General features: G+C 70.6%; 29 protein-coding genes, 1 tRNA gene and 2 pseudogenes. 16 read left to right on the top strand and 16 right to left on the bottom strand.

From position 1 onward, the window contains the following. Positions 1 to 202: 202 nt before the first annotated feature. The gene (locus AB0G79_RS02210; protein WP_360798707.1) at positions 203 to 859 is read left to right on the top strand and encodes a hemolysin III family protein; all 657 of its coding nucleotides are present in this window, start codon (positions 203 to 205) and stop codon (positions 857 to 859) included. A gap of 207 nt (positions 860 to 1066) precedes the next feature. Here AB0G79_RS02210 and AB0G79_RS02215 read toward each other — a convergent pair whose 3' ends face one another. Continuing rightward, positions 1067 to 1405, bottom strand: coding sequence for a MerR family transcriptional regulator (locus AB0G79_RS02215; protein ID WP_360798710.1), 339 nt, complete (start codon positions 1403 to 1405; stop codon positions 1067 to 1069). A gap of 924 nt (positions 1406 to 2329) precedes the next feature. Here AB0G79_RS02215 and AB0G79_RS02220 point away from each other — a divergent pair. Further along, positions 2330 to 2719 (top strand): ATP-binding protein, encoded by a 390-nt coding sequence (locus AB0G79_RS02220; RefSeq protein WP_360798713.1) that lies wholly within the window; start codon positions 2330 to 2332, stop codon positions 2717 to 2719. Positions 2720 to 3193: 474 nt separating this feature from the next. Further along, on the top strand, positions 3194 to 3553 hold the full coding sequence (locus AB0G79_RS02225) for a hypothetical protein (protein WP_360798716.1): 360 nt from the start codon (positions 3194 to 3196) through the stop codon (positions 3551 to 3553). Between the two features lie 729 nt (positions 3554 to 4282). Here the strand turns inward: AB0G79_RS02225 and AB0G79_RS02230 are convergent. From AB0G79_RS02230 to AB0G79_RS02245, 4 genes are all read right to left on the bottom strand, one after another. After that, positions 4283 to 4591, bottom strand: a complete 309-nt coding sequence (locus AB0G79_RS02230) for an SCO5918 family protein (protein WP_360798719.1) — start codon at positions 4589 to 4591, stop codon at positions 4283 to 4285. A gap of 48 nt (positions 4592 to 4639) precedes the next feature. Beyond that, positions 4640 to 5044, bottom strand: a complete 405-nt coding sequence (locus tag AB0G79_RS02235) for a CBS domain-containing protein (protein ID WP_360798722.1) — start codon at positions 5042 to 5044, stop codon at positions 4640 to 4642. 46 nt (positions 5045 to 5090) lie between these two features. Continuing rightward, a complete protein-coding gene (locus AB0G79_RS02240) occupies positions 5091 to 6611 on the bottom strand; it encodes a DEAD/DEAH box helicase (RefSeq protein WP_360798725.1) in 1521 nt (506 codons plus the stop codon). Between the two features lie 310 nt (positions 6612 to 6921). Beyond that, positions 6922 to 7125: a cold-shock protein gene (locus AB0G79_RS02245; RefSeq protein WP_200430022.1), complete on the bottom strand. Its 204-nt coding sequence runs from the start codon at positions 7123 to 7125 to the stop codon at positions 6922 to 6924. A 716-nt stretch (positions 7126 to 7841) separates the two neighbouring features. Between AB0G79_RS02245 and AB0G79_RS02250 the strand changes: the two genes are divergently transcribed. Next, positions 7842 to 8402 carry an N-acetyltransferase gene (locus tag AB0G79_RS02250; RefSeq protein WP_360798728.1) on the top strand — a complete coding sequence of 187 codons (561 nt, stop codon included), beginning with the start codon at positions 7842 to 7844 and terminating at the stop codon, positions 8400 to 8402. Between the two features lie 44 nt (positions 8403 to 8446). Here the strand turns inward: AB0G79_RS02250 and AB0G79_RS02255 are convergent, their stop codons facing one another. Next, a complete protein-coding gene (locus AB0G79_RS02255) occupies positions 8447 to 9160 on the bottom strand; it encodes a DHHA1 domain-containing protein (protein WP_360798731.1) in 714 nt (237 codons plus the stop codon). Further along, positions 9160 to 9669, bottom strand: a pseudogene (locus AB0G79_RS02260) (hypothetical protein); the annotation flags it as partial. The gene AB0G79_RS02255 and the pseudogene AB0G79_RS02260, both read right to left, overlap by 1 nt. Positions 9670 to 10250: 581 nt before the next feature. Here AB0G79_RS02260 and AB0G79_RS02265 point away from each other — a divergent pair. Continuing rightward, complete coding sequence (locus AB0G79_RS02265; protein ID WP_360798734.1) at positions 10251 to 10673, top strand: STAS domain-containing protein; 423 nt, start codon at positions 10251 to 10253, stop codon at positions 10671 to 10673. A 457-nt stretch (positions 10674 to 11130) separates the two neighbouring features. On the opposite strand, the gene AB0G79_RS02270 is transcribed toward AB0G79_RS02265, so the two are convergent. From AB0G79_RS02270 to AB0G79_RS02290, 5 genes are all read right to left on the bottom strand, one after another. After that, positions 11131 to 11403: a hypothetical protein gene (locus AB0G79_RS02270; protein ID WP_360798737.1), complete on the bottom strand. Its 273-nt coding sequence runs from the start codon at positions 11401 to 11403 to the stop codon at positions 11131 to 11133. A gap of 37 nt (positions 11404 to 11440) precedes the next feature. Then, a complete protein-coding gene (locus AB0G79_RS02275; RefSeq protein WP_360798740.1) occupies positions 11441 to 11707 on the bottom strand; it encodes a hypothetical protein in 267 nt (88 codons plus the stop codon). Positions 11708 to 11812: 105 nt separating this feature from the next. Next, positions 11813 to 12022 (bottom strand): hypothetical protein, encoded by a 210-nt coding sequence (locus AB0G79_RS02280; protein WP_319009454.1) that lies wholly within the window; start codon positions 12020 to 12022, stop codon positions 11813 to 11815. 4 nt (positions 12023 to 12026) lie between these two features. Further along, the gene (locus AB0G79_RS02285) at positions 12027 to 12581 is read right to left on the bottom strand and encodes a DUF5994 family protein (protein ID WP_360798743.1); all 555 of its coding nucleotides are present in this window, start codon (positions 12579 to 12581) and stop codon (positions 12027 to 12029) included. Between the two features lie 217 nt (positions 12582 to 12798). After that, positions 12799 to 14004, bottom strand: coding sequence for a PP2C family protein-serine/threonine phosphatase (locus AB0G79_RS02290; RefSeq protein WP_360798746.1), 1206 nt, complete (start codon positions 14002 to 14004; stop codon positions 12799 to 12801). A 653-nt stretch (positions 14005 to 14657) separates the two neighbouring features. Between AB0G79_RS02290 and AB0G79_RS02295 the strand changes: the two genes are divergently transcribed. From AB0G79_RS02295 to AB0G79_RS02315, 5 genes and pseudogenes are all read left to right on the top strand, one after another. Then, positions 14658 to 15167 carry a DUF5994 family protein gene (locus tag AB0G79_RS02295; protein ID WP_360798749.1) on the top strand — a complete coding sequence of 170 codons (510 nt, stop codon included), beginning with the start codon at positions 14658 to 14660 and terminating at the stop codon, positions 15165 to 15167. Continuing rightward, positions 15164 to 15358 (top strand): annotated as a pseudogene (locus tag AB0G79_RS02300) (PRC-barrel domain containing protein); the annotation flags it as partial. The gene AB0G79_RS02295 and the pseudogene AB0G79_RS02300, both read left to right, overlap by 4 nt. Before the next feature lie 325 nt (positions 15359 to 15683). Continuing rightward, positions 15684 to 16190, top strand: a complete 507-nt coding sequence (locus tag AB0G79_RS02305) for a hypothetical protein (RefSeq protein ID WP_360798752.1) — start codon at positions 15684 to 15686, stop codon at positions 16188 to 16190. An 86-nt stretch (positions 16191 to 16276) separates the two neighbouring features. Continuing rightward, positions 16277 to 16576, top strand: a complete 300-nt coding sequence (locus tag AB0G79_RS02310) for a tail fiber domain-containing protein (RefSeq protein WP_240495383.1) — start codon at positions 16277 to 16279, stop codon at positions 16574 to 16576. Further along, entirely contained in the window at positions 16573 to 17250 is a 678-nt protein-coding gene (locus AB0G79_RS02315; RefSeq protein ID WP_360798755.1) for a 2OG-Fe(II) oxygenase, read from the top strand. The genes AB0G79_RS02310 and AB0G79_RS02315 overlap by 4 nt, the downstream gene beginning before the upstream one ends. 59 nt (positions 17251 to 17309) lie before the next feature. Here AB0G79_RS02315 and AB0G79_RS02320 read toward each other — a convergent pair. Further along, positions 17310 to 17380: transfer RNA gene (locus AB0G79_RS02320), tRNA-Gly, on the bottom strand. A gap of 163 nt (positions 17381 to 17543) precedes the next feature. Between AB0G79_RS02320 and AB0G79_RS02325 the strand changes: the two genes are divergently transcribed. From AB0G79_RS02325 to AB0G79_RS02335, 3 genes are all read left to right on the top strand, one after another. Beyond that, positions 17544 to 17723, top strand: a complete 180-nt coding sequence (locus tag AB0G79_RS02325; RefSeq protein ID WP_360798758.1) for a hypothetical protein — start codon at positions 17544 to 17546, stop codon at positions 17721 to 17723. 68 nt (positions 17724 to 17791) lie between these two features. Then, the gene (gene dcd, locus AB0G79_RS02330; RefSeq protein WP_360798761.1) at positions 17792 to 18367 is read left to right on the top strand and encodes a dCTP deaminase; all 576 of its coding nucleotides are present in this window, start codon (positions 17792 to 17794) and stop codon (positions 18365 to 18367) included. 12 nt (positions 18368 to 18379) lie between these two features. After that, positions 18380 to 18877, top strand: a complete 498-nt coding sequence (locus AB0G79_RS02335; protein ID WP_360798764.1) for a phosphoribosyltransferase — start codon at positions 18380 to 18382, stop codon at positions 18875 to 18877. 79 nt (positions 18878 to 18956) lie between these two features. On the opposite strand, the gene AB0G79_RS02340 is transcribed toward AB0G79_RS02335, so the two are convergent. Next, complete coding sequence (locus AB0G79_RS02340) at positions 18957 to 21584, bottom strand: GH25 family lysozyme (RefSeq protein ID WP_360798767.1); 2628 nt, start codon at positions 21582 to 21584, stop codon at positions 18957 to 18959. Next, entirely contained in the window at positions 21581 to 22123 is a 543-nt protein-coding gene (locus AB0G79_RS02345; RefSeq protein WP_360798769.1) for a hypothetical protein, read from the bottom strand. Before AB0G79_RS02345 ends, AB0G79_RS02340 begins: the two co-directional genes overlap by 4 nt. 209 nt (positions 22124 to 22332) lie before the next feature. On the opposite strand from AB0G79_RS02345, the gene AB0G79_RS02350 reads away from it, so the two are divergent. From AB0G79_RS02350 to AB0G79_RS02360, 3 genes are all read left to right on the top strand, one after another. Beyond that, positions 22333 to 23466, top strand: coding sequence for a peptidoglycan DD-metalloendopeptidase family protein (locus tag AB0G79_RS02350; RefSeq protein ID WP_360798772.1), 1134 nt, complete (start codon positions 22333 to 22335; stop codon positions 23464 to 23466). Positions 23467 to 23663: 197 nt separating this feature from the next. Then, entirely contained in the window at positions 23664 to 24929 is a 1266-nt protein-coding gene (locus AB0G79_RS02355) for an ATP-binding protein (protein ID WP_360798775.1), read from the top strand. A 35-nt stretch (positions 24930 to 24964) separates the two neighbouring features. Next, a complete protein-coding gene (locus AB0G79_RS02360) occupies positions 24965 to 25705 on the top strand; it encodes a LuxR C-terminal-related transcriptional regulator (RefSeq protein WP_360798778.1) in 741 nt (246 codons plus the stop codon). A 6-nt stretch (positions 25706 to 25711) separates the two neighbouring features. On the opposite strand, the gene AB0G79_RS02365 is transcribed toward AB0G79_RS02360, so the two are convergent. Further along, positions 25712 to 26578 (bottom strand): Yip1 family protein, encoded by an 867-nt coding sequence (locus tag AB0G79_RS02365; protein WP_360798781.1) that lies wholly within the window; start codon positions 26576 to 26578, stop codon positions 25712 to 25714. Positions 26579 to 26709 lie beyond the last annotated feature (131 nt).

Here is a 26709-nt window from a genome sequence, read left to right on the forward strand (position 1 = left end):
CCAGGACCGGAATCGCGACGCGACCGGACGGACCCTGTGCGATGAGGTGGGCCCCTGGTAGCCCCTTCGGGCCGATTTCTAGCATGTGCCCATGGTTGCGAGAGAAACTCCGCGGTCCATTTCAGGACGGGATGCAGTGTCCCGAGACGGCGCCGACGTCACCTGTCCTGCCTCCCCGCCGACGGGAGAAGGAAGGGAGTCCGTGGTGGAGCGGGCGGCCGACCTGGTGGAACCGATCAAGCCGAGACTACGGGGCTGGCTCCACGCCGGCATGGTGCCCGCGTCGCTGGCGGCGGGCATCGTCCTCATCTGCCTGGCAGGAACACCGCAGGCCGTGCTCGCGTGCACCGTGTACTCCGTCACGGCCTGGCTGCTGTTCGGGACCAGCGCCGTCTACCATCTCGGCACCTGGGGAACACTCGGTGAGGCCATTCTGCGCCGCCTCGACCACGCCAACATCTTCCTGATCATCGCCGGCACGTGCACCCCGCTGGCCGTGCTCCTGCTCGCCCGCGACCAGTGGTCCTTCCTGCTGTGGATCGTGTGGACGGGCGCTCTGGTCGGTATCGCCTTCCGCGTCCTGTGGGTCGGAGCGCCCCGCTGGCTGTACACCCCCTCCTACCTGGCCCTGGGCTGGGCGCCCGTGCGCTACCTGCCCGACTTCCTCCACAACGGCGGGGTGGCCGTCGTCTCCCTGATCGTGGCCGGCGGGCTTCTCTACAGCGCGGGGGCGGTCGTCTACGCCCTCCAGCGCCCCGACCCCTCGCCCCGCTGGTTCGGCTTCCACGAGGTCTTCCACGCGCTGACCGTCGCGGCCTTCACCGCCCACTACACCGCGATCTTCCTTGCCGCCTACTGACCACGATGAGCGGGGCGTCATGGTTGAGTGATCCGAGGTCCTCGCGGTGTGAGCACCCCCTCCTGTCTGCCGGGAAGGAGGCGGCAGGCCCTGCCTGCCCCGGTCACGCTCGCGGTGTGCCTCACTCCTGGAGACCGACCGACTCGTCCTGCGGGTGTTCACGGCGCCGGCGCATCGTCGGCCGGTGTCGACGGCGGTCGAACCCCCTCAAGCCACGGCCGATGGGTGGGCCGTTTCGGTGGCGCGGCGGTATTCGGCGTTGATGCGCTGGGCTTCTTCGAGCTGGTCCTCGAGGACGATGATGCGGCAGGCGGCCTCGATCGGGGTTCCCTGGTCGACGAGTTCCCGGGCGCGGGCGGCGATGCGCAGCTGGTAGCGGGAGTAGCGGCGGTGGCCGCCCTCGGAGCGCAGCGGGGTGATCAGCCGGTGCTCACCCAGGGCCCGCAGGAAGGCGGGGGTGGTGCCGAGCATTTCGGCGGCCCGGCCCATCGTGTAGGCGGGGTAGTCGTCGTCGTCGAGTCGGTCGTACGAGTCATCTGCTGTCATCTGCACCTCTCTCTGGAACGCGTGGAGGGGCCCTGGTGCCGTACTGGCACCAGGGCCCCGAAGGAACTTCTACACCACATGCCGACCCTGATATCGCGTCGGCCTTCTGTGTCCGCGTACCCGACCTGTCTGCTGCCGGGGCTGCGGGGATCGAGGTTGCTTGACCGGAGACCACCTCACTATCGATGTCCTGCGGTACCCGGACTCAAGACTTCCGTCCGGGCGATCCTGATGGTGCTTCGTTCCTCCGTTCATCCCTCGGTGATCAACTACCTACCACTGGGGTACTGCGTACTGCTGGTACTGCTCTACTGCGGGTACTGCTGGTGATGCGAACTGCTCAGTGGCCTGTGACGGCGCCACTCTTCGGCAGCCAGCCCCGTTTGCCCGTCCTGCGTCTGCTCTGGCTTGGAACCCCACTGCCGAACTTCCCGGTGCGCGCGCCCGCAGCCGACGCCTTCACCAGGGGTACCGCTCCATTACTTCACTGCTGGGAACTGCACACTCACGGGTACCGCACATGCCATGACCGCGGTCCCGCGCGGCGGCCCCTGATCACTGCGGGCCACCCGGTCCGGCCGCCAGTCCCGTCGCCGTCCTGCAACAACCCTGGCTTCGAAACTCCGCCGCCGCACCGTCCTGCGAACTGCAACTACCTGTACTGCGGGTACTGCTTGCCGGCAGTTCGTCTCTGCCAGGCCCTGCTGTCCTTCTCGGCTACGGAAGAAACCATAGCGACGCCACTACCCAATGTCTACTCTGGCCAATGTAGATTTTCGTGTGCTCGGCAGCGAGGTAATCGGCTTCGGAGAGTGACGCAGGTCGGGCGCAGAGCGGTCGCGCCTGGTTGCCAGCCGCTTCTGGGGGCAGATGCGGCGGGCGGGGAGGAACGGGCATGCGTGATCGGCTGACCAGAGGAATCCGATGGAAACGATGAGCGTCGACATCGCGATCGACCACCCTTCGGGTTCCATCGCTTGGGCGCGTGACAGGGCCCGGTCCTTCCTCGACGGGCTCATGCCGGCGCTCGCGTCCGAGGCCGCCGACACCGTGGTCCTGGTGGTCTCGGAACTCGTCACCAATGCCCTGCGGCACGGCGGCGGCATCTGCGTACTGGACTTGGCCGCCCGTCCGGACGGCATCGAGGTGGCCGTGCACGACCCCAGCCCCCATGCCCCGCGCATGCGTACCCCCGACCTCAAGGGCGGAACTGGAGGCTTCGGGTGGCCCATGGTCAACCGGCTCGCCACAGCGACCTCGGTGACTTCCCGGGCCTCTGGAGGAAAGACCGTAAGCGCCTCCTCCCCGCGGTAGACCGCCCCCTCTCTTCTGGTCTGGTGCAGCCTGGTGCAGGGACCGGCGTCAGTGCGGCGCAGCCGGAGAGGGAGGCGAAGGTGTCGGGGCCGGCGACGGACGGGGGAACCGTCGCGGGCACGGGGCGCAGGTCAGGAGCTTGAAGGCCATGACGTCCGTGCGTCGTCCCGGGACGGAGTGCATCAGGAACGGCCGCTGTCGTGCCGAGGCGGCAGCGTTCAGGAGACGCTGTACGGGCCGGGAGCGTTCGACGGACCTGAGCCTGCGTTCCTGCCTGGGCACCGGTCGCGGTCGGCGAGGAAGCCGGAGTCGCACAAGACGACCTGGGTGGTTTCCAGGACGGAGCCGGTGCAGCTGTCGCCGGCGGCCGGGTCCCGTAGAGCTGCCTCTGAAGGGAAAGCGGTGGCGGCCCTTCTCTCCGGAAGGCATGACCCGTGGAGAGGACGGGACGAGCCGTGAATAGTATCGGCTCTCATGGCGAAGCTTGACGAGCTGCTCGTGGACGTTGCCACCCTGGTGGAGTCCGGGCAGAGCAATCAGATGTCCTTGACGGTGGTCGCCGGTGGCACGGTCATCACCGGCCGACTGGCGCCCGAAGCGGTATGGAGGCAGCGGGTCTCGGAGGTGCTGGCGGACTCCGATCGCCTGGGAGAGTTCTCCGCCGTCTTCACCGCACCCACCCGGAAGGACGGACTGCCCACCCATCTGCACTTCCACCTGGCGCGGATCCTGCAGGGCACGGTGGGGATCCCGGAGACGGGCGGGATGTACCGCGTCTCGATCGCGGACGTGAGCGCCTGGACCGTGGGCGACTTCAGCTACTCCGATCACTGACCCCGTACCGCTTCATGAACCACCTGCCGGGATCTGGCGAGCGCTGTTCCTGGAGCGCCGGCTCACCCGGCTCGACGTCCACGTCGATGCCCTTCGTCTGGTCCCGCCCCTCGACAAGGACGTTGTTCCCTGTTGCGGGCACCGTAGGAGGCCGGCCCGGGACGCTCGGGGTGACCCTCCGACCGATGCTCATTCCGCAGCCTCCCAGGATCAGACTCTGTCTGGTTGCACGCCTGTTCACCGTGCGCGCCTGATCCCCTGCTGTGTCCCAGGGGTGAAGAATCGCCCCAATGACCCATGCGGATGATTATTGGACGTCCTCCGGCCGCGACGCGCAGGCGGGCAGCGGCAAGCGCAGGGCTGCACCACGCCTCCCGGAACAAGCAAGGCGACAGTTCTTCCGCGGACCGGCACACGCCCGGGGCCAGACCTCTGTGGAAGCGGCGGATCATGACACGCCCCTGTACGCGCGGCTCGCCGAGGAATGGGCTGGTCGGGGCGCCACCGTGCCCTGCCGTCCCGACCCGCTGTGGCAGCGTCTGGCTTCTTCTGAACACCTCAGGCAGGAGACGGACCGCACCTTGCGCCAGCTCCACCTGGCAAGTGAGCCCGGCGCTCGACCGCCGAGCCATTTCTGAAACCCATGCCACGAGGGAGGGGCCTGATTGGCACATGTGCCGGTCAGACCCCTCCCTCGTCAAGCGGGTGCCGGCACCCGCTGATCCCCGGTCAGACGGCCGGGGAGCCGAGCATCGCGGAAGCATGCCGACGGGGGTCGAGGCTGTGGGCGGGCGCGGTGTTCTGGGGGAGGCTGCGGCAGGTGAAGCCGAGCTTGGCCATGGCGCGGAGGACTTCACCGGCGGTGAAGTCGCGGCGGTCCTGGCGGGTGATGACCTGGCCGACCTGCTTGGCGGGGTAGGTGCGGCGGCCGATGATCACGGACTCGCCAACGGCCGGCTCGGGCTTGATGCCCTGCATGGACTGCAGGACGCCGCTCTTGGTGAGGTCGAAGGGGAAGCGGGCGATGACACAGCGCATGATGCCTCACAGGAATGGGGAGGGACGGTTGAGCCGTGGCGAGGCGGTTCAGCGAGCCAGGGCGAGGACGCCCAGGGCGCAACCTTGTTCGTCGACGACGGGCAGCGCGTCGAGCCGGCGGCGGCGCATCGCGTGTTCGGCTTCGGCCGTCGGGGTCAGGGGCGAGGTGAACAGCCCCCGGTCACCGGGTACGGCGCGCAACCGGATCTGGTCGTCGTAGGCGGCGCTGTCGCAGACGGCGATGAGCTGGGCCCGGGTGACCAGCCCGGTGCACAGGCCGTCCTCGTCGCAGACGATGAGATGCCCGGTGCGCGCACTGGCCATCACGGCCAGGGCCACTTCGACCGTCATGTCATCGCAGACCTGTGGTCCGGCCACCTCCATGACCTCGTGGACCGTCTGAGGTCTAGAACTGGTACTCGATGAGCCGGGCTGCATCCGGACCAGCGTCACAATATGCCTCCTGCAGAGATGGGCGAATTTCCGGATCACATGGTTCTCAGGCCGCCGCCACGGGGGAGGCGGGCCGACGGGCGCCGCCTCGCCGGGCGGCCGAGGCGGAGCTGCGCCGGCCACGGGACGAGGATGTGCTGCGCTTGGGGCGCTCGGGCGCCGGTGCCGTGATGGTGACCGGGATGCCGGAGGGTGCCTGGGCGCCGGTGATCCGGATCAGCTCTGCCTCACCCGAGCGGACCTGGCTGGTCTCGGGCACGATGCCCGCGTCCTGCATGAGGCGGGTCATGCCACGGCGCTGCTGGGGCGTGACGAGGGTGACGACGCTGCCGGACTCGCCTGCACGCGCGGTGCGGCCGCCGCGGTGGAGGTAATCCTTGTGGTCGGTGGGCGGGTCCACGTTGACGACGAGGTCGAGCTGGTCGACGTGGATTCCGCGGGCCGCCACGTTCGTGGCGACCAGCACGGTCACGTGTCCGGCCTTGAACCAGGCCAGGGTACGGGTGCGCTGCGACTGCGTCTTCCCGCCGTGCAGGGCGGCGGCCCGCACGCCGCTGCGGAGGAGGTCCTCGGTGAGCCGGTCCACGGCGTGCTTGGTGTCCAGGAACATGATCACCCGGCCGTCACGCGCCGCGATCTCGGTGGTCAACCGCTGCTTGTCGGCGCCGTGCACGTGCAGGACGTGGTGCTCCATCGTCGTGACCGCGCCCTGGGAGGGGTCGACGGAGTGGACGACGGGGTCGGTGAGGTAGCGGCGGACCAGGAGGTCGACGTTGCGGTCCAGGGTCGCGGAGAAGAGCATCCGCTGGCCCTCGGGCCTGACCTGGTTCAGCAGCGCGGTGACTTGGGGCATGAAGCCCATGTCGGCCATCTGGTCGGCCTCGTCCAGGACGGTGATCGCGACCTGGTTCAGCCGGCAGTCCCCGCGGTCGATGAGGTCCTTGAGGCGTCCGGGGGTGGCCACGACGACCTCGGAGCCACTCCGCAGCGCGTGCGCCTGCCGGCCGATCGGCATGCCGCCGACGACGGTGGCCAGGCGCAGCTTCACGGCGCGGGCGTACGGGGTGAGGGCGTCGGTGACCTGCTGGGCGAGCTCCCGGGTGGGGACCAGCACCAGCGCGAGCGGCTGACGAGACTCGGCGAGCTGTCCGGCGGTGCGGGCCAGCAGGGCCAGGCCGAAGGCGAGGGTCTTGCCGGAGCCCGTCCGGCCGCGGCCCAGGACGTCACGGCCCGCCAGGGAGTTCGGCAGCGTCGCGCCCTGAATGGGGAAGGGGATGGAGACGCCCTGCGTGGTGAGCGCGTCCAGCAGGTTCTTCGGCATGTCGAGATCGGCGAACGCCTCGACGGCGGGCAGCGCTGGAGTGATCGTCTTCGGCAGGGCGAACTCGCCCTGTACCGGGGCGGGCCGCCGACCCTGACCTCCCGAGCGGCGGGGAGCACCCGAGCGGCTCGGGGCGGACGACACACCGAAGCGGCTGCCCCGGGTCGAACCGGAGGTGGAGCGGAACGCGGGAGCGCCGGTGCGGCGGGTGCGGGAAGAGCGGTTGTTCGTACGTGTGGGGTTCATTCAGAACCTTCCTTGATACGGCACGCATCAAGGAGTTCCGCAGCGTAAGGGCAGCACGCGGAATCACAGGTACGGACCGAATGTAATTCGAGAAGCGAAAGCGAACGTGGCGCACGGAAAACTCGTGGCGACGCGGCTGAAAAGGGGATGCGCGCGGAACTTTGTTCGGGGCGTCGAGGGGTAGGGCTCTGAAGAGCGGGTCACGTACCTTTAGGTGGCTTTCCGGCAGGAGGAATCACTGCGGAAATGCATGCAGCTGGGGCCCGCACCCCGAGGGATGCGGGCCCCAGCTGCAAGATGTGCGTCAGCGTCAGACGGTGACGATGTTCTCGGCCGTCGGGCCCTTCTGGCCCTGCGCGATGTCGAAGGTGACCTTCTGGCCCTCCTGCAGCTCGCGGAAGCCCTGGGCGGCGATGTTCGAGAAGTGGGCGAACACGTCAGCGCCGCCACCGTCCTGCTCGATGAAGCCGAAACCCTTTTCCGCGTTGAACCACTTTACGGTGCCAGCAGCCATGTCGTATCTCCTTGGGGCAGTACAGCGGCACCCGTACCCTACGGACGCCGTGTCGCCGCGATGATGCCCTGCCCGGAAAATGACCGGAAATATAAAGCGCTTCCGAGCGGCGCGCGGCCGTCGGGAGCGCTCGAAGTTTTTTTGGGTACCAAAACTGCAACTGAGATAGACAGTAGCACGTCCTCGTAGTCTTTGGGCGTCGAATATTTCTCCCGTGCGTCGCTGGGAAAAACCCTCTCCGCGAGGGACGTTGAAATCTCAGGTCGCGAACACAGGTATTCGTGTACTCCGAGTACGGCGTTTCGGAAGAGAGGCGGCCGGCGGTCGGATGGTGACCGGCTTGTCCAGGGTCGTCGTGGCGCTGACGAGTCTCGGGCGGGGAGAGGCCGCCGGCGAGGGTCGAGCGCGGCGCACACGCATGGGCAGGACCTCGCGAGCCGTGGTGTCGTTGCCCTGACGCCTGGTCTTGAAGCTTCCTCGCTGGCCGACGACTCGATCCCGCTCCGGGCGAGGGCACGGGTGGCACGGGGGTGATGCGGTCAATGACATGGGCGTTCTGCCCTGGACCGTACGGCACATGGTCTACCTCTTCGCGTGGGCATCCCAGCGGCCAGCGTAGTGAAGTGGGCCGGGTGAGCTGGGCAATGATGTGTCTGTCGGCGACGTACCCGCAGTTCAGCAGGTGGTGCAGCCTTGTCCGGTCGATACTTGATCACGTGGATAGAACACCGGTGGGCGGGCGAACGCGGCGCGGCAGCCGTGAGCCGATCGTGCTTCGGTTGTTCGCCGAGGGCGACTCGATTGCAGACCTGACGAGCCTGCTTCACCGCGCCTATTCGGGCCATGCGGCCGAAGGCCGAGTCTTCTTCGCCTCGTACCAGTCGGTGGAAGACACGGCCTACAGGCTGGGCAGGGGCGAGTGCTGGCTGGCTCTGCAAGCGGGTGGGCTCGTGGGCACCGTGACGGTGGCGGCTCTCCATGAGGTCCCGAAGGGGTATCCGGATCCGGCGGGGTCGGGGTCGTTCTGGCAGCTGGCCGTGGACCCTTCCTACCGGGGGACGGGGCTGGGGCAGAGGCTGCTCGCCTTGGCGGAGGAACGCATTGCCGCGCTCGGGTCCTCGCGGGTGGTGATCGATACGTCCGTCGAGGCGGTGGACCTGGTCGGCTGGTATCGCAGGCGTGGCTACGTGCCCGTCGGGTCCTGGCGGTGGGCCGTGACGAACTACGAGAGCGTGGTGCTCCTGAAGGAGCTGGGGCCGGGCGTACCCGGTCTGTGATGTGGATGGCTGGTGCCGCTTGCGGCGGCACCAGCCCCCGGACGTTACGGGGCGAGGACTCGGGTAGCGTCCTGGGCGGCGAGCGTGAGGGCCTCGTCGAGGGCTTCGGTTCGGCGGCCTCCGGCGCTGGCGATCGGGCCCTTGCCGCCGGCTCCGCCGCCGACCGCACGTGCGGCCGGGATGAGGATGTGGCTGGCGTCCGTGCCGGTGTCGTGGAGGCTGCGGGTGACGGCGGCGGCCAGGAGGGCCTTGCCGTCGTGCTCGGTGCCGAGGACGACGACGGCGTGATCGGCGTCGAGGAGGCCGGCGGTGTGCTGGGCGAGCGTTCGGAGCTCGTCCGGGCCGAGGCCGGTCACCTTTTCGGTGATGACCCGACCGCCGACGACCGCGCGGGCGGAGGCGGCGAGCTGCTGGGCGCGGTCTTGCAGCTCGGCCTCGCGGAGGCGGCTGAGTTCTCGTTCGGCGGTGGCGAGGGTGTCGAGGCGCTTGCGGAGGGTGTCGGGGGCGTCCTGGGGGCGGGTGCCGAGGAGGGTGGAGAGTTCTTCGAGGAGGCGACGTTCGGTGTCGTAGTGGTCGAGGGCGTCGCGGCCGGTGAGGGCTTCGATGCGGCGGAGGTTGGAGCCGATGGAGGCTTCGCCGACGATGCGGACCGGGCCCGCGTTGGAGCCGTGGCCGATGTGGGTGCCGCCGCAGAGCTCGCGGGAGAAGTCGCCGATGTCGACGATGCGGACGTGGTCGCCGTACTTCTCGCCGAACACCACAGGTCTGGAATGCCGAGGCGACGTTCGATCACAGCCGAGGCGTCGGAAAGCTCGTGCTCGGAACCGTCGATGCAGTCCTCGCCGAACTGCTCCGCCAAATAACCGTTGTTCTCGAAGTCGGTGATGATCCGTGCGAAGTCACGCCGGGCATCTCGAGCGGTGCTTCCGTCGACAGACACGCCGCGTCCATGCCGCTGAGGCCAGTACGGTCGGGGTGCGACCGCGGGCCGTATCTCCGAAGCACGGCTGACGAGCTCGGAGAACCAGGCCTCTCGGGTGTCTGCCTTGGGCCAGGCGCCCTGCGGGGAACTCCAGCCGTCATGGGGAGTCTCGGCTTCCTGGAAGTCCGTCACGGCTGTCGACCCGACCAGGGCCTCGGTGAGGAGCCATTCCACGCGTTCCTCCCAAGAGGACCGGGAGCTCTGGGGCTTCAGTATGTGTTCCCCTTCCGACACGAACAGCGATGTCGGCCACACCAGCTCGTAGTTGCTCAGATCCACGATCACGGCGTCATCATCACCCAATCGCACGTACGGCGGGGTGGGCTTCGACTCATGCGGTGGCCACCCAGCGCCCTGACTTCATGCGCCTATGGCACGCGAATGGCACGACGCCCCCGACAGGTCTAGACAACAGAGAAGGCCCAGGTCTCTGACCTGGGCCTTCTCGTAAGAGCGGATGACGGGAATCGAACCCGCGCTATAAGCTTGGGAATCACCGACGCCTCGGCCGCCAATATGGCCTCTGACCTGCGGGCAAGCATCTTCGCAGGGTGTTCCGAGGGGTTCCGCCCGCACCCCTGGTGACCGCTGTTCACCGCCGTGAAGGGCACGGATGGGGCACGCGACGGGTCTCCGGTCGAAGTCCACGGTCCATCGAGCTCTCGAGTCGGCAGGGTGCCCGGAGAGCCGCTCCCACTCGGGGCTCGGTCGCGGCGATTGCGGAGGACAGCGGTCGCATCATGGGCGTCCGCCTGCCTCGTTCGGGTGGAATCTTTCCCCCTTGTCGGGGATCGGTGCTGGTCACATGGGGTGAAAGGGTCGCGTGGCTCGTTCCCCGTCCCCGGGCGGGAGGTGTTGATGGGGACGTGAGTACTTCAAGCGCCGCACCGATACTGTCCGCCGCTCTCGCCGCCCCCGCTCGTCCCGTCGTGCACGACTCGGGCGCGGACACCGCGCCCGGTGTCATAGTCGTCGACTCCTGCACCACCCTCGGCACCACCCTGGTCCTCCGCCTCGCCGGAGAGATCGACCACTTCAGCGCCGCCCCGCTGCGGGCACTGCTGGCCTCGGCGGCCGACGACGGCTGCACCGGGCTCGTCCTGGACGCCTCCCGGGTCACCTTCTGCGACTCCGGCTTCCTGGCCGTCCTCGACTGGTGGCCCCGGCAGGGGCGCCGTCTCAGACTCGCGAACCCCTCCCGGGCCGTTCAGCACCTTCTGGACGCCGTTGTACCGGTACGACGGCAGCGGGCCCATGCAGGCTCCCTGACGGCGGCAGGCCGGTCATGACGTTCCTGCTCCTGACCTGCGTCCCGATGCTCACAGCGGTTCTCCTCGCGCACGGGGAACCGCGCGCACCACGGCACCGCCGTCCCGCCCCGCCTCCGCGACCCGCACCTCGCAGGACTCTGGTCCACTGCCGCCTGGCACCCCCGCTCCTCTGCGCCATGCAGTAGACGACGGAAGGGGTCGGGGCCCGCGACAGCGCGCGGGCCGCGACGGCGCATCTCCGGGCCGGCGCTGACTGTCGTCGCGAGGACGACGGGCGCCGACGTACCGGCCGGTGCCACGTCCGAGACGCCGGGTGCGCGGGCCTGGCGGCGGTCGTCACAACGGCCCCGGCGCATTCACTCCGTCGGGGCCGCCCTTCCGGATCGTCACACGTGAGCGTGCTCGATCCATGTTCAATCGTACGACTTCTCGGCCGGGCGGGCCGGGCGAGAGCGGGACGTCGGGGTGGTCCGGCTCACCCGCGCTCTTGTTCCTCGGTCTCCATGCGGAGGATTCCCTGGTGGGTGAGGGAGACCATCGCGGGTGTGTTGCCCGGTTCCCAGTCGACGGTGATCAGGCCCTCGCCGGTGAGGTAGGTGCAGGCGGCGGCCAGGTCTTCCTCCGGGATGCGCAGGTCGTTGCGCAGCTTCCGTCCCGTGATGCCGAGGAGGCGGTTGCCTTCGGTGGCTTCGTAGAGGGCGGTCAGGACCCGGTCGCGGTACCCCTGTCGCTGGTGGAGTGTGGCCATGACCGAGTCCTTTCGTCGTGTGAAGGTCCGATTCCGCTCAGACTTCGTCGGCGTGGGTGCCGGTGAGAGGGGACGATCTGCTGGTGGTGAGCCAGGAGCGGGCGGGCTCTGCGGCGGTTTCGGTGTCGACGGTGAGGTGGAGCCGGGTGCCGCCGTCGAGGACGGGGTAGCTGCGCTGTTCCGTCCCGGCGAACGAGCGGCGGATCACCTCGGCGACTGCGCGGGCGGCTTCGGGGGTGGCGGCGACGATGCGGATCTCGGCCTGTCCGGCCGAGGGCAGGGCCGCGGTGTCGGTGCGGTACAAGGGGCGGGTCCCTTCATGGGTGAGCGAGAGGCCGGCGGGTGGGTTGTCCCGGATGTCGGGTGCCCCACCCGCGGTCTTCGGTCGGAGGAGTGGTCTCTGGAGCGGTCAGGGCCAGGTGCCCATGGCCCTGCGGCGGGCTGCTTGCTCTGTCGGCGTGCGGGGGCTGTGACCGGGCGGTCGGAAGATGGCCGGGAAGGGGTCGCTGTAGTGGCGGGCGGCGATGCGTGCGTCGTGCTGGGCGTTGAGCCGGTGGACGATGCGCGTGCCGAGTGTGATCAGCACAGCGGCGGCCACGAGCGCGATCAGGGTCTCCATGTCGTCACCACCGCGTGTTCTTCGGCAGCGGAATCATCCGCGCGCCGACGACCGGGTGCCGGAGGGGCGGCAGGGCGGCTCCTCCGTCCGTCTCCCAGGCGTCCTCGCTGCTGCGGGCGTCGCGCATGCGGCGGCCGGTCGCGGCTTCGTCGGACATCAGGGCGCCAGCGGTGAGGACGCTTGCGGGGACGGCGGCGGCCGCCATGAGCCGGGTGGCCGCGGCGGGTTCGGTCTCGGGCGGTATCACCAGCAGGTCGACGCGGCCGACGGTGTAGGAGAGCAGGATCATCTTGTCGGGATCCTGTTCGGTGAACCAGCCGACGTGCACGGTGTGGCCGGTGACGGCGACCTTGTGCGGGACGACGGGCCAGCGGGTGGGGTTCACCGTGACCCGTGTGATGCGTCCGAAGCGCTCTTCCAGCGCGTCGACCAGGGGCGGAAGCTCAGCGGCGAGGTCACGCGAGCGGGGCCACCAGGCGCCGTCCAGGAGACCGGCGAGTGTGGTCTTCGGCGTCAGCGAAAGGCGCGCCGAATGCGAGGGTGCGAGGGTGGTGGTCATGATCGCGGACCCGTCTCCGGGCCGCCCTGCAGGGCGGCCCAGTGTCTTGATCGCCGGAAACGACGTCCGCATGGGAGCGGGTGTTCGAGTTACTCCCGGTACGTTCAGCCTACTCCGCGCCGGGGGCGGACGAGTGGTGTCCGTCCGGCCGATTTCCCGGGCCGGGAGCATCCGCCCGGTCGGCGTCGGTGACCCCACCTCGCGGCACGTCCCCCCGTCACCCGCGCCACTCGACCAGGAGGAGCGTGGCGTCGTCCGAAGTGGCCTCGCCACGTGCCCGCTTGAGGGTGTGGGACAGGTCCCGCGCCACCGCGTGCACCTCCCGGTCCGCCCTGTCCATCTGATTCACCCAGTTGATCAGCTGGTCCTCGCCGAACTCCTCCTGTCCGCTCTCGTGTTCCTCGATCAGGCCGTCGGTGAAGCAGAGGATCCGGTCCCCGGGTTCGAGCGCCACCTCGCTGACCTGCGGCTGGTCTCCGCCGAAGCCGACGGGGAGGGTGGTGGGGCTGTCGAGGCGGCGTACGACGCGGTGCTCGCGGATCAGCATGGGGGCGGGGTGCCCGGCGTTGACCCACTGGAGGCGGCCGGTGCCGGTGTCGAGCCGCAGCATCTGGGCGGTGACGAAGTGGTCGAGGGCGAACTGCTCGGCGACAGCCCGGTCCATGAAGAGGTAGATCTCGGAGAGTTCGACGCTGGTGCGGCGGGCGTGCCGGTAGGCCCCGATGGTGACGGTCGCCATGGTCGCCGCGTCCAGGCCGTGGCCCATGGCGTCGATCACGGCGAGGTGGAGGACGTCGCCGTTCAGGGCGTAGTCGAAGCTGTCGCCGGCCACGTCGTAGGCGGGTTCCAGGACTCCCGCCACGGCGACGCGGGGCATCGTCATGGCCAGCGGTGGCAGGAGCGACCACTGGATCTCGGCGGCGACGCTCATCGCTTCGCCCCGGCGGGTGCGGAAGAACAGGTCGGTGTAGCCGTTCTTGGTCCGGATGATGTCGGAGCCCAGGGCCGCGAGCCTGCGCAGGAGGCGGCGGGCGTCGTCGTCGACCGCGTCCAGCGTGACGGCCAGGACACCGGCCTGGTCGCCGCCGTCGAGCAGCGGGACATGGACCCGCACCCCCTCGACCACCGGCACCTCGACCGGACGCGAGGTGAGGAAGCAGCGACCGGCCGCCGAACCGTCGATGGGCACGGGATCGCCGTCCTCCAGCCCGTCCCCGGCCAGGGGGACCAGATTCCGCTGGCCGTAGTCCTGGAGCAGGATCCGCACCTCGCGGCCCCCGATCTGTACGATCGCGTCGGCGAGGGCCGATCCGACCCGGTCGGGCGGCAACGCGTGGGCGTGGTCCAGGAGCCCGCCCAGCAGCATCTCCCCGAAGCTCTCCGAGCGACCGGGAACCCCGTCCTCGTACCGTCCGACGGTCATCCGGGGCCTCCAGGCGAGCGGCGGGGCGACACTGTGGACCGGTGCCGACGGGCCGATCCGACGGCATCGCGGTGCGGCTTCCAGGATGCTTCGCGGAGGCCGGGGCCGCCATGCGCATGCGCCGACTCCGGCTGCCCGGTCGGGGTCCCTCGGCGTGGGGCCCGGTGCCCCGCTGGGGACAGCCGGTGGTCAGTCAGGCCCGGCCCGGCGGTGCGGGTGGTGTCGACGGTGGGACGCAGGCGGGTGCCCTTGCCTGGGGCGGGTCAGCCGCACCGCTGACCGTCGGCGAGACGGTGGCGCAGGGTGTCGGCCACTCTGCGGGCGGCGTCCGTGGAGGCGGAGACGATCCGGACTTCGGCGTCCCCGGCGGCGACGGCTCCGGCGTCCGGCTCGTTGCGGTCCAGGACGTCGCCGTCCTTCCCTCCCCCCCCCCGGGCCTGCCCGGGCGACCGAAGTCAGGCGAGTACGCCCCCATACGTCCACGGTACGTCCGGAGCCCGGGAGCCGATCGGTTCCACGACGGAGAGCTGCGCGTCCGCGCGTCCTCCCGGAGTACGGTGAAAGTGCGGGGCCGTCACCCCGCCCGCCGGCCCGGCGTCCACTGTCGCACCGACCCGGCGGAAGCGGCACCAACCGTGGACGGGCGGACCACCATGACCGACGCGAACGTTTCCCCCCACCACGTCCCGGCGCCCCGGCGCCTCCTGCCGGACGAGATCCACCGGTCGGTCGGGCCGGGCACCGCGCTGCTCCGGATGGAGACGACCGGGTCCCGGCAGAGCCTTCTGGACGGCGCGTGGTGGCCGCGCTCACGTGACGTCGAGCAGGAGCTCCCGTCGCTGCTCACCGTCCTGACCGAGTACCTCGGGCCCGTCACCCGGGTCGGCCTGGACGCCTCCGCCTGGAACGCCATCCCGACCCGCCTGGTGGTCGACGACCGGGTCGTGCACCTCGACTCCTTCCCCGTCGGCGACGACACCGTCCTGGTCACCCGCGGCGACAACGACCACTTCTCCCTGATGGTCGTCCCGGCGGACACACCACCGGAGGCCGCCCGCGCGGCCATGGCCCGCGCCGTCCACGCCGACAACATCACGCAGGCCACCGAACTCCTCGGCGCCACGCTTCCCCCGCCGGCGACCGAGCGGGGAGGGGCGGCATGATCCGGGCAGCGGACATCCGCGAACGACGCAACCAGGACGTGGTGGACCCCGGGGACCGCGGGATCGGCGAACTGGAGTCCGTCTACGTCGACACCAGCACCGACGAACCGGCCACGGCCACGGTCCGTGCCGGCCTCCCCACCCGGCAACGCCCGGTGTCCGTCCTCCTGGAGGGAGCGACGGCGGGGCCGGTGCGTGGGGGACGCCCGCGGCGGGAGACCACGGGGCACGTCGGTTCAGGACCGGTGCTCAGGGTGGCCCCCCGTCGGCCGGTATGAATCGTCCGCGTTCGTCACGGCGCCGTCGGCGATTCATCAGATGGTGCGTAATCGTGTTCATCGGGCACCCACGCCGGACGGGTGTGGCTACGGTCGTTCGCGTCGTCCCACGGGGGCGGCATCGGTCGAGTGCCGCATGCGCCAGGACCGTCCCGGCCTTCCACGCCGGTGCGGAGCGCGCCCGAGCGGCTCCCAGGGAGTGGACATGGGTTCTGTCGGTCGTAGGACCGTCGCGGTGATGGCAGCCGCTCTGGCGTCGATGGGGGCGGGAAGCGGTGTCGCCGCGACCGCGACCCCCTCGTCGCCCGCGCCGTGCAGCGGCGCGGAATGCCCCAGCCTCAAGCCGGTCAGGCTCACGACCAGCCAGGCCACCTTGAACGTCACCCAGATGCAACTGGAGAACATCCACGCGATGGCTTCCGACGCCATCACCGGGGAGCCCATCCGGGGAGCGAAGATCGTGTTCGCCACCGTCGGAGGCCGGACGCTGGGGGCCGCCTTCACCGACTACGACGGTGTGGCCTCGATCACCGCCCCGGAGAACCTGGGTCCCGGAACCCTTCAGGAGCTGCTCGGCGGCTACGAAGCCGCACTCGTCGGCGACGGCGTGCACGCTCCCGTCGGGGCCCACGGGGCGATCACCGTCGGTACCGACCAGGGGCCCGGGGTGCCGGGCTCCCCGTGTTCGCTCTGCAGTGACCGTGGGCTCAAGCAGGACGTGGTCCCGGTCGACTGGAGCCGGTGACGATGCGGATCCTCAGCAGGCGGCCCCGGGCGGCCGGCGACGCTTCTCCGGACCCTTCCGCGGCAGGTCCACGGGACAGCATCGTCGTGTCCCCGGTCGGCGCGGTCAACGGCTTCGCCGTCCTGGACGCCGTGGCCGCGCTGCCGGTCGGCACCTGGCGCTACCTCTGGGAGCCCGAGGGTGTCCGTCACCTCGGGCCGATGGCCCAGGACTGGCACGCCGCTTTCGGTTTCAACCCGGACGACACCAGGATCCCCGTCGTCGACGGCCTCGGCGTGTCCTTGGTCTGCATCCAGGCGCTCCAGCGCCACGTGGAGGACCTCAGGGCCGAAGTCGCCGTGCTGCGCGAGGCCGTGGCGGGCACTCCGTCCGGGGCGGGGCGATGACGACGCAGGGTCTGTCGCCGGTGTCCACGGATGCGATCTGGCGGCTCCCGGTGACGGTCTGCCGCATCACCGGGTTCCTGGGCGAGAGGACGGCCGGCCTCCTGCTGGAGCGTGCCATCGCCTCCACCGGCGACCGGCTCAAGCCGTCCCTGGTCCGGGACCGGGAGCTGGCCCCTGACCTGCGCAGATCCCGGTCTTGCTCCGACTTTCAGGCACCCGAGCTACTGGCGGCCATCGACGACGTACGAGAGGCAGTCGAGCACGTTCTGGGAGTCGACTGCCGCCGCACCGAGCCCAGTTACGGTCTCAACGTGCACAACGACGGTGACTTCTACGGGCCGCACCAGGACACCAGCGTCGCGTACTCCCCCCGCCGTCTGCTCACTTTCGTGTACTACCTGCACCGCACGCCCCGGCCGTTCGGGGGCGGCGAGCTGCGCGTCTTCGACGCCGCCCTGCCGCTGCACACCGAGACCACCGGGGAGTGGGAGGAACGTACCTGGCGGGACTGGGAGCCCGAGCACGACAGCATCGTCTTCTTCCTGCCCACCGCCTGGCACGAGGTACGCCCGGTCGTATGCCCCGGAAAGCAGCACGAGGACAGCCGCTTCGCCGTCAACGGCTGGCTGTGCGCCCCCGACCCGACGCACCGCGGGGGCGACGACTGCCGGTGAGCAGCGGCCCCGAGAACAACGACGAAGCCCCAGGTCGCTGACCTGGGGCTTCGTTCAAGAGCGGATGACGGGAATCGAACCCGCGCTATAAGCTTGGGAAGCTCATGTTCTACCATTAAACTACATCCGCGCAGCGGCCGGATGAACCGTGCCGCATCGTTGCACACTGTACCCCATGGGCCACTTGAGGCGAAGTTCACGCCGTCGCGTGTTTCGGAGTGCCGCCTGGAGGGCGTCCTGTTGATCCCCTAATGTGGCTGCTCGTCCACCGTATGTGTAGGGGAAGGGACTTGATGGGTTCCATGGAGCGCACCGTCGTCCGCTGTGCCGAAGGGCACGTGTTCAGTACCGCCTCGTTCCCGCTGCAGCAGCTCGGGGCCGGGCGGATCGGGCCCGGGCGGCTCATTCGGTGTCCGCGGTGCGCGCGGTTGCGGCACGCCGTCCCCGTGGTGACCGGTGGCGCCGAGGGCTGAGGCCGGCGGCCGGGGCGCGGCGCCCTGCCGATTGGGGCAGGTCCGCGCCCTCTGCGTATCGTAAGAGCGTGCTTCTCTCAGACAAGGACATCCGGGCCGAGATCGAATCCGGACGGGTCCGCATCGACCCGTACGACGAATCCATGGTGCAGCCCTCGAGCATCGACGTGAGGCTTGACCGCTTCTTCCGGGTGTTCGAGAACCACCGCTACCCCCACATCGATCCCGCCGTCGAGCAGTTCGACCTGACGCGTGAGGTCGAGCCGGAGGGCGACGAGGCGTTCATCCTCCACCCCGGCGAGTTCGTGCTGGCCTCCACCTACGAGGTCATCACCCTGCCGGACGACATCGCGTCCCGCCTGGAGGGGAAGAGCTCCCTGGGGCGCCTCGGGCTCGTCACGCACTCCACCGCCGGGTTCATCGACCCCGGGTTCTCGGGGCACGTGACCCTGGAGCTGTCGAACCTCGCGACGCTCCCCATCAAGCTGTGGCCGGGTATGAAGATCGGGCAGCTGTGCATGTTCCGGCTGAGCTCGCCCGCCGAGTTCCCGTACGGCAGCGAGCGGTACGGCTCGCGGTACCAGGGCCAGCGGGGGCCGACGGCCTCCCGCTCCTTCATGAACTTCCATCGGACCCAGGTGTGAGGCGGTAGCGGCATGAGTGAAGTACGCGAGAACCTGACGTACGAGGGCTTCGGCAACGCCGTCCGCGAGCTCGCCCAGACCATCGCCGACGACGGCTACGAGCCGGACGTCGTGCTCTCCATCGCCCGCGGCGGCGTCTTCGTCGCCGGTGGTCTGGCCTACGCGCTCGACTGCAAGAACATCCACCTGGTCAACGTGGAGTTCTACACGGGGGTCGGGACCACGCTGGAGATGCCCGTCATGCTCGCGCCGGTCCCGGACGCGATCGACTTCAGCGACAAGAAGGTGCTCATCACCGACGACGTCGCCGACACCGGCAAGACGCTGAAGCTCGTCCACGACTTCTGCGTCGACCACGTCGCCGAGGTCCGCTCCGCCGTCATCTACGAGAAGTCCCACTCCCTCGTGAAGTGCGAGTACGTGTGGAAGAAGACCGACGAGTGGATCAACTTCCCCTGGTCGGTCGAGCCGCCCGTCGTGAAGCGGGAGGGGCAGGTCCTCGACGCCTAGGACCTGCCCGGCGGGAACCCCCGGCGGGAACCCCCGGCGAGAACCCGCCCCCCTTCAGTGCCTGGTCACCTGAGTCGGCTCAGGTGACCAGGTTGTTCAGGGCCGCGTACGTGTTCGATCCCGGCACCCCGTCCAGCGGGCCGCCGTAGCCGCCCACCTGCGCCAGGCTCTGGAGGGCGATGTACGTCCCCGTGCCGGGGACGCCGTCGATCAGGCCCGCGTAGCCCCAGCCGCGCAGGCACGCCTGGATCCCGGCCCAGCTGAACGAGCCGAGGACGCCGTCGACCGGTCCCGTGTAGCCGCCGACCGCCGCCATCCGCTGCATCGCCGCGTACGTGTTCGTCTCCGGGAGGCCGTCGATCGGGCCCGTGTAGCCGAAGCGGCGCATCACGGTCTGGACGCCCTTCCAGCTGTTCACGCCCATGACGCCGTCGACCGTGCCCGTGTAGCCGCCCGCCTTCGCCAGGGTCTGGAGGCCCTTGTACGTGTTGGTGGCCGGCGCCCCGTCGAGCGGGCCCGTGTAGCCGTACCCCTTGACGACCGTCTGGACGCCCTTCCAGGAGTTCACTCCCATGGCGCCGTCGACCGGCCCCGTGTAGCCGCCGCCCTTGGCGAGCTTCTGGAGGATCGTCGCGTTGGCCGCCGAGATCGGGCCGGGGCCGTTGCCCGTCACGCTCAGGTACGACCGGAGGCCCGCGTAGGTGTTCGCGCCGGGGACGCCGTCGATCGGGCCCGTGTAGCCGTAGTCGGCGGCCAGGCGCTGGAGGCCCTTGTACGTCTCCGGGCCGGGGACCCCGTCGACGGGACCGCTGTAGTAGCCCCGGGACAGGACCGTCTGGACGCCCTTCCAGGAGTTGATCCCCATGGCGCCGTCCACCGGGCCCGTGTAGCCGCCGCCCTGCGCCACCTGCTGGAGCGTCTTCGCGTCCGCCGCGGAGATCGTCACGGTCCCGGTGCCGTTCGCCTGCGCGAGGTAGTTCCGCAGGCCGGTGTACGTGTTCGGGCCCATGACGCCGTCGACCGGACCGGTGTAGCCGCCCGCCTTCGCCAGGTTCTGCAGGCCCTTGTACGTGTTCGTGCCGGGGACGCCGTCGATCGGGCCGCTGTAGAGGCCCAGCTGGGTGAGGAGGGCCTGGACGCCCTTCCACGAGTTGACGCCGAGGACGCCGTCGATGGGGCCCGTGTAGCCGCCGAGCTCGGCGATCCGCTGGAGGGTCACGCCGTCGGTGAGCGAGATGCCGCCCGTCCCCGCGTCGGGGACAGGGTTCGCGCCGGGCGGCGGCAGGACGGCCGTCCCGAAGGCGTCCGGCTTCGCGTGGTTCAGGTCGACGGTGACGCCCTTCACGGACCCCGCGTCACTGAACTGGTGGATCGCCCAGCCCGGATACGCCGTGCCGATCCGCGGGCTGCCCGCCACGGCGCCGTAGTCCGCGATCCACAGCTTCGCGCCCGTCGCGATGGTCTGCGTCCAGGACCGGGACTGGAGGAGCGACGAGTACGTGTAGAGGAACGGGGTCGTGCCCAGGCGGGCCTTCACGATCCCGATGAACTCCGCCGTCTGCGCGTCCGTCCACACCGGGCTGCCGTCGACGCCCTCGACGTCGATCATCAGCGGCTCACCGGCGCGGTAGTCCCTCAGATGGGTGAGGAAGTACTCGGCGTCGGTGGACGCCTGCCCCCAGCCCGTCATCCAGTAGTGGCCGACCAGGAACCCGGCCGCCCGTGCCGCGTCGACCTGCCGGACGTAGTACGGCGAGGTGTAGGGGAGGTGGGTGCCGTCGTTCGAGCCGCCGGACTTCACCACGCAGAAGCGGAACCCGGCGCTGCGCGCGGCCAGGAAGTCCAGGTTCGCCTGGCTGGTGCCGACGTCGATGCCGTGGACGACGTCCGTCGGCGCGGGCGTGGGCGCCGGGCCGGGCGCGGGCGGGGTGGTGGTCGACGGGTGGGCGGCGAGCCAGGCGGAGACGCCGAGGATCGTGTTCGGGCCGAGGAGGCCGTCGATGGGCCCCTGGTAGCCGCCGTCCCGGGCGAGGGACTGGACGGCCTTGTACGTGTTGGTTCCCGGCAGGCCGTCGACGGGGCCCGTGTAGCCGTACCCCTTGACGGCGGTCTGGACGCCCTTCCACGAGTTGACGCCCATGATGCCGTCGACGACGCCCGTGTAGCCGCCGCGCTTCGCGAGGTTCTGCAGCACCTTCTGGTCGGCGGTGGTCAGGGTGTACGAGCCGCCCGTGCCGCCGCCGGAACCCGGCTGCCCGAGGTCGGCCATCTTCGCGCCGCAGTTGTCCAGCGTCCAGCCGAGGTAGTGGAGGCCGGCGAGCGAGTTGTAGCGGGCGATGGACTGGGTGCCGATGTGGTAGCCGCCGGGGGCGAAGTCCTCCCCGCCGGACAGGTGGCCCGTCGCCATCAGGACGCGGGTGCCGCCGCCGTCCAGGTCGAGGGCGACGTGGCCGGGCCTGGGTGAGTTCGGGTCGTCCTCCCACCAGTGGAAGGCCCCGCGGGGGGCCGCCGACCAGTCGGAGTTGCCCGCTCCCGACGCCACCCAGGCGTCGTACGCCGTCCCGCGCGAGTCGGTCAGGTCGCAGGCCCGGAACATCAGGGACTGGCACATCTGGGACCAGTTGTAGCCGTTGTCGAAGCCCGACGCGCCGCCGTCGGTGGTGTGCTGACGGGCCCACGACTCGGCCCCGGCGACCGTTCTCGTCATCGCGTGCCCTTCCCGGCGCGGGCGACCGTCAGCCGCGCGGTCGCGAGGATCGTCTCCGTACCCACCAGCTGTGCCCGCAGGACGGACTCGCCGGCCGTGGCCACGTCGCCGTGGCGGAGCCACCGGTCGAGGAGGACCGCGCCGTGCGCGTCCGTGTCGAGGTCCAGGTAGCCGAGGCGCTCGGGGGTCTTGTGGCCCTCGGACACCTCGAACCAGAGGCTCGACCGGACCGTGTGGAACGAGCTCAGGGAGAACCGGACGCGGCCGCCCGCCCACGGGAGCCCGTCGGTGCCGGTGAGCGCGAACAGCACGCCGGAGGCCGGGGCGCCCGCGAGGGTCCATGTGAACCCGGGTGCGCTGAAGGCCCCTCGGGGGTCTCCCGTCGTGCGGGGCGCGCCGGGCGCGCCCGCTGCCGAGGCCGTACCGGCGGCGCCGCCGACCACCGGGACCAGGGCCGGCAGCAGTGCGCCGGCCGTGCGCAGGAGGGACCGCCGGGACGGTCCTCGCGCTTCGTCGTCAACCCACTCGGGTTCGGACACCTGACCAGCCACCTGACCGACCTCCTGCCGCTCGTCTGACCTCGGACGGGACAAGATCACCGCTTGTCGAGGGGGGCGACAACCCAACGAATCCGCGGAACCGCGGGGCCGACTCCGCGGATTCGTTGGGTTGTCGGGGGACGGCGCCGATCGGTGGGATGAGCGGGTCGTGATCTTCCCGAAGCCATCGACGAACCCAGGGAGAAGCGTTGACCGAGTACGAGGCAGGGGCGCACCGCTGCGGCGGCCATGACGCCCCGGACGTCCCCCAGGCCCCCGCGGGCCTCAGCCGCCGCACGCTGCTGCGCGGCGCGGTGGTCGGAGGCGGCGCGTTGACCGTCGGCGGGCTCGTGCTGCCCACGAGCGCGTACGCCGTGCCCGCGATCTACAACCCGTTCACCTCGTACGCCGTCACCGGCCCCTGGGACCCGCCGTACCACAACGGCATCGACTACGGCATGGCCGTGGGCACCGCGCTGCCCGCCTGCGGAGCCGGAACGATCGAGAACATCTACGACAACGGCACCGGCGGCCACACCGTCACCATCTACCACGCCGAGGGCTACCGCAGTCAGTACATGCACCTCTCGCAGTTCCGGCTGAGCAACGGCGCGAGCGTCGCCGCCGGGACGGTCGTCGGCTGGTCCGGCGGTGCCGCCGGTGCCCCCGGCTCGGGCAACTCGACCGGCCCGCACCTGCACTGGCACATCTACAACCCCGCCAACGACCGGATCAACCCGCTCTCCGTCGTCGGTGGCGGCAGCCCGCCCCCGTCCTCCAGCTCCAGCGGCATGACGCTCCAGAAGATCGCCGGCGCCGGCGGCTACACCGGCGTCCTCGACGGCGCCCCGGGGACCAACACCTGGATCGGCGTCCAGTGGGTCGTCACCGGTTACGGCTACACCGGTCCGCTCGACGGGGTGCCCGGGAAGAACACGTACATGGGGCTCCAGCGCCTCGCCAGGAGGGGCGGCTACACGGGCACCATCGACGGTGTCATGGGCGTCAACTCGTGGAAGGGCGTGCAGAACATCTGCAAGCGCTTCGGCTACGGCGGTCCGATCGACGGTGCCCCGGGGACGAACACGTACGCGGCCATGCAGCGGATCGCCAAGCTCGGCGGCTACAAGGGGCCGGCCGACGGCGCGCTGGGCGTCAACTCGTGGATGGGCCTGCAGAGGCTGTTCACCGGCTACGGGTACACCGGCCCGATCGACGGGGTGCCCGGCAAGAACACGTACATGGGGCTCCAGAACCTGGCGAAGCTCGGCGGTTACAGCGGCCCGGTCGACGGACTCCCGGGCGACTACACCTGGGCGGCGCTGGCCACGCTCGTCTCCTGAGCCGTCGGGGGGCCTTTCCGGAGGCCCTCCGGCGATCCACCCGGGGGCGTCCCCGGTGATCTTTCCGACTCTTCGGGATCTTCGGGTTCCGTCGAAAGCAGGGCCTCTTTCGAGGCCCTGCTTTTTGCCGTGCCCCTCAACTATCTTCGGCGTTGCGTGTCGCGTCAGCGGGCTTTTCCGGAGCGCCGAGGAGGACGATGAGAAGCCTTAGCGGGCTGTGGCGGGTCGCCGAACTCCCCACGACCAGGGCGGGCGTCGAGCGGGCCTTCTCGTACTTCACCGCCGGGGTGAGGCTCGGGACCGTCGCGCAGATGGTGCCCGCCGTGCAGCTCGGGGCGGCCCGGTCGCCGCACGACGTCGGCTACCTCGTGTGCTGGGGCGCCGCCGCCCTCGCGGCGGTCGCGGTGAGCGCCGTGACGCTCGTACGACGACGGCCGCTCGGCACGACCGCGGCGGTGCTCGACTTCGCGCTCGCCTGCGCCCTCCTCGTCCTCGGCCCGCTGGTGCTCGCGCCCTGGGACCGCTTCGGCACCTGGACCGCGTTCCAGCCGGGGTACGCGCTGTCCGTCATCATCACCGCGGGCGGGGTGCGCGGGACCGCCGTCTGGGTGCTCGGCCTGTGCGCGGTCTCCGTCGGGTACGGGGCCTACCTCGGCGGCGACGTCGGGAGCGAGATGAACTCGACCGTCGTCGGCAACATCCTCACGTACGTCGTGTACGCGCTGGTCACCCGCATGTTCTTCGGCTACACCCGCCGTATCGCCCGCGACGCCGACGCCTCGCGCGCGCGTGCCGCCGAGCTGGCGCGGCGCGAGGAGGAGCGGCGGGCGCAGGTGATGATGCACAACGGCGTGGCCGTGATGCGGCTCCTCACCGAGCAGGGGGACGCCGTCTCGCGGGCCCGGCTGGTCGTCCAGGCCGAGGTGGAGCTGCGGCGGATGCGGTCGTACCTGCGCGGTACGGCGGCCGGAGGCGGGGAGACGGGCGCCGCCGCCGACGGCGAGGGGCCGTCGACCGGGCTCGTGCCGGTGGTCAGGCGGGTGTGCGAGCGGTTCGCCGACCTGAACATCGACGCCTCGCTCGACCTCGGCGCGGGGCTGCGGATCCCCGCCGCGCAGGCGGAGGCGCTGGAGCGCGCGCTCGGGAGCCTGCTGCTCAACGTCCGGGCGCACGCGCGCGCGTGCGAGGTCGTCGTGCACCTCGACGCGGCGGGACCGGAGGCGGCCTGGACGCTGACCGTGCACGACGACGGCGTCGGGTTCGACCCGGTGCCGGCGACCTTCGGGGTCGGACTGCGGGAGGTCGTCGTCGGCGAGCTGCGGCGGCGGGGTCTCGCCGTCGCGATCGCGTCCGCGGTGGGGGAGGGGACGACGGTGACGGTGAGGTCGCGCCCCGTTCCGGAGGCGCGGACGACGGGGCCGGGCCGGCCGACCGCACGGGCCGCCTTCGCGGACGCGCCGTGACGGCGGCGGCGGCGGGACCGCCGGCGGGGCAGCCGGTGAGGCCGCAGGTGAAGCCGGCCGTCGCGGTCGTCGACGACGCCTCGCTGATCCGCGAATCGATCGGCCCGCTGATGCCGGGCCTCGACGTGGTCGCGGCGGTGCCGACCGTGGAGGAGCTGGTGCGGCGCGCCCCGGCGGTGGACCTCGTGCTGCTCGACCTGCACCTGGCCAACCTGGAGCGGCAGCCCGACGCCCGGCAGGGCGTCGCCGCGATCCGCACGCTGACCCGGCGCGGCTACCGGGTCTGCGTCTACAGCCAGGAGGAACGCCGGTTCGTGCTCGCCGCGTGCGTGGCCGCCGGGGCGAGCGGCATCGTCTCGAAGGCGCTGCCGCGCGCCCGGGCGGAGGAGCTCTTCCTCGACGTCGCCGCCGGCGGCACGGTCGTTCCCCAGCAGGTCGTCGGCATCCTCGAAGTGCTCGTGCGGCGGGACTGCATCACGGTCCTGAGCGAGCGCCAGCGGCAGATCCTGCACGGGCGCGCCCGCGGTCTGAGCTACGCGCAGGTCGCGCGGGAGCTGTTCGTGAGCGAGTCGACGCTGCGCGGCTACTGGTTCGACCTGACCCGTTCGCTCGCGGACGGTCTGCGCGGCCTCACCCCGGGCGAGATCGAGCACGCGCTCGGGCTCGCGCCGGGGGACCTCCTGGAGTTCTGGGTGGAGACGCCGACGGCCCCGGCGGAGGAACCGTCGGGGCCGTCGGCCCGCAAGGAGTGGTGGCGCATCGGCCGCGGTCGATAGGTCCCGCTACAGCGTGCCCAGCTTGATCAGGCTGAGCAGGGCGACCAGCTGGATCGCGGAGGCGCCGAGCGCCTTCGGCCACGGCAGGTCGTGGGAGCGGCTCACCATGAGGGTGAGGAGGGCGCCGAGCGCGAGCCAGGTCAGCCAGCCGATGACCTGGACGACGACGTTCTCGCCGCCGAGGAAGAGGGCGAAGACGAGCCGGGGCGCGTCCGTGATCGACATGATCAGCATCGACAGGCCCACGGTCGGCTGCCAGGAGCCGTCGCCGCCGAGCTGCCGGGCGAGGGTGTGGGTGACGGCGCCGAGGATCAGTCCGCCGATGACGAAGCCGACGGCGGTCATGAGGACGTAGGGGATCGCCGTCGACAGGGTCGCGTTGATCGCCTCCTCGCGCGCCTTGTCGAACCCGAAGATCGCGAGGAGCCCGTACAGGAAGGTGACGATCAGCGCCGGTCCCCAGACGGCGTGGTCGCGCATCTGGAGGAAGGTGTCCGCGGGCCGGGTGACGATGCCGGTGAGCAGCGCCTTCCAGGGGAGGCGGGGGCCGACGGGGACGGGCGGCTGCTGGTAGTGGCTGCCGTACGGGTCGTCCACGCTGAACATCTGCGTGTGCCCCGGGTCGTTCGCCGTGCCCCCGTACTGCGGGTGCTGCGGGTGGTTCTGCTGGTGGTGCTGCTGCTGCGGGTCGCCGAAGTACTCGGGCTCGCCGTAGGCCTGCTGCTGCCACTGCTGCTGCTGCTGCGGGTGCTGCTGCTGCGGGTACGGCGGTGGGGCCGCCTGGTACCCGTAGGGCGCCTGCTGCTGCGGGTGCTGCTGCTGATGCTGCGGGGGGCGGTTGTCCCGGCCGCGTCCGTTCCTGAATCCAGCCACGCCCCGAACGTACCCGCTCGGGCTGTGACCGCGCTCCTCCCGCCGGGCCTTGCCACTGAGCTGTGACATCCCTTAGGGGATGACGCCGGACCAATGTTACGAATCCGACGTATCACCTCAATGTGCTGCTC

Source organism: Streptomyces sp. NPDC020807 (assembly GCF_040641575.1).
GTDB lineage: Bacteria > Actinomycetota > Actinomycetes > Streptomycetales > Streptomycetaceae > Streptomyces.